Origin of the sequence: Mycobacterium sp. (assembly GCF_050701675.1) — a bacterium.
Classification (GTDB): domain Bacteria; phylum Actinomycetota; class Actinomycetes; order Mycobacteriales; family Mycobacteriaceae; genus Mycobacterium.
In genome coordinates, this window is record NZ_JBOGDD010001055.1 from 1 (window position 1) to 1,571 (window position 1,571).

General features: G+C 61.1%; 2 protein-coding genes. Both read right to left on the bottom strand.

All coding sequences use genetic code 11. The features are described from left to right. Positions 1 to 77 precede the first annotated feature (77 nt). Positions 78 to 578 carry a thioesterase family protein gene (locus ACRDUX_RS32415; RefSeq protein ID WP_526420218.1) on the bottom strand — a complete coding sequence of 167 codons (501 nt, stop codon included), beginning with the start codon at positions 576 to 578 and terminating at the stop codon, positions 78 to 80. Positions 579 to 877: 299 nt separating this feature from the next. Continuing rightward, positions 878 to 1,453 (bottom strand): PD-(D/E)XK nuclease family protein, encoded by a 576-nt coding sequence (locus tag ACRDUX_RS32420; RefSeq protein WP_526420217.1) that lies wholly within the window; start codon positions 1,451 to 1,453, stop codon positions 878 to 880. Positions 1,454 to 1,571 lie beyond the last annotated feature (118 nt).

Genomic DNA, 1,571 nt, shown 5'->3' on the forward strand with positions numbered 1-1,571 from the left:
CAGTGTGGACGCACTGGCCCGGTCGGACCCTGGGCCTGGACCCGGGACTACTGCCGCATGCTGTTCGACAATTGGGTCTAGTCCTCGGAGCCCATCTTCTGCAAGCAATTGACCTTTGTCGCGATCCTTGATTCGATTGACGCGCGATCGGCCGCGACCAACGTCACCTTGCCCATGCAAACAAGCTCATGGTCGTCATGGGCACGCACGCAAAAAGTCGTGCTGCGATTTCCCAGTCGCTCCACCCAACCCGAGAGGCGAACCTTCGCGCCAGAAGGGATCGGCCCGCAATGTTCGATCCGGATGTCGCGTCCGACAACGACCTCTGCCGTGGGGTCAATGTGCCGCTGCATTTCCCGAATGCAGATCGATTCAACGACTGCAATGAGATACCCCGTGGCGAAACACTCGATCAGTGTTTCGGCGTAGGCCTTTCCGTGCGGCAGGCGAGTGAACAGCGAGCGTGCTGCTTGATCGGTGGGCACGACGTAGATCTCTTCGAAGCATATCTCGCTGACCTGTTGATGATTCATATGACGTCGATCGGTCGATGGCGGTGCTGAAAGGGCAGGAGCCATGATGTTCACGTGCACTCACGCAATGCCCCAAGGAACAGACACGGCAAAAGACGCGGCGTTTCGACATCTGCTGACGCGAGAGCGCGACGGACAAATGGCCTTCGGAACTCGTCAAGAACAGTTGCAGGCGTTCGAAGAGCGGCAACGCAGCGGTGCAACCCGGCCCGACGTCATCGCCGCCAGCGACTGCCTTCGCGCGAGGGGGCGTTGCGACGACCGTGCCGGCTAGCAAACTGAAGCCACCGCGTCGTCGATGCCATCGACCTTCGCGACAACACTCGAGTGCGTGAGGCTGATAGTCAATGGCGCCGAGAGGCCACAAGATGGGGGCTGTCACATTCCGACCGGAATGCGCACGTTCGGCACATCGCTTTCGATTCTGCGTAACGAGGCTCGACCCATTTCGCAAGGATGTCCTGCCGGCGTTTGACCAATGCCACCACGACCTCTTCCGACATCAATTCAACACGGTGGGCTGTGTGCGCGCCCGCCTTGCTCGGTGTCTTGACCACCACGTACCCGTAGGGCGCTACGGCCTGTCGCGTCTGACCCGCCAGTGCCATCCTCTGGGCCGACAACTGGATCACGTCCGACAGGAACGGCCGGCGGATCCACCGGCTCTTGAACTCCACCAGCACGACGACGCCGGAAGGCGTCCGGTACGCCCGGTCAAGCTTGGCGACCAGGTGTACTGGCCTGGACACACGAAACACCTTCTCTATGTAGAGCAGTTCCGCATCGAGCAGCGCCGCAGGCCTGGAAGCTCGCTCTGTCGAAGCCGCCTGAGCACCGGGTACTCCCCTTCGCGCCCGGAACACGATCAACAGGGCGACGAGAGCAGAGAAGCTGCAAACGATCCACGCCAGCGCAGTCATTCGTCATCTCCACGTCGTCTCAGCCACCAACGCGAGCCCACGGCGATAAACCCCAACGCCACTCGAATAGGCTTCTGCAGGACAGGCCATCGGCACAGCACCGTGCAGACTCCAGGTG

What these genes read in the sequence shown, in the direction of transcription:
- ACRDUX_RS32415 (WP_526420218.1), bottom strand. Translation starts at nt 578, where the DNA reads ATGGCTCCTGCCCTTTCAGCACCGCCATCGACCGATCGACGTCATATG.
- ACRDUX_RS32420 (WP_526420217.1), bottom strand. Translation starts at nt 1,453, where the DNA reads ATGACTGCGCTGGCGTGGATCGTTTGCAGCTTCTCTGCTCTCGTCGCC.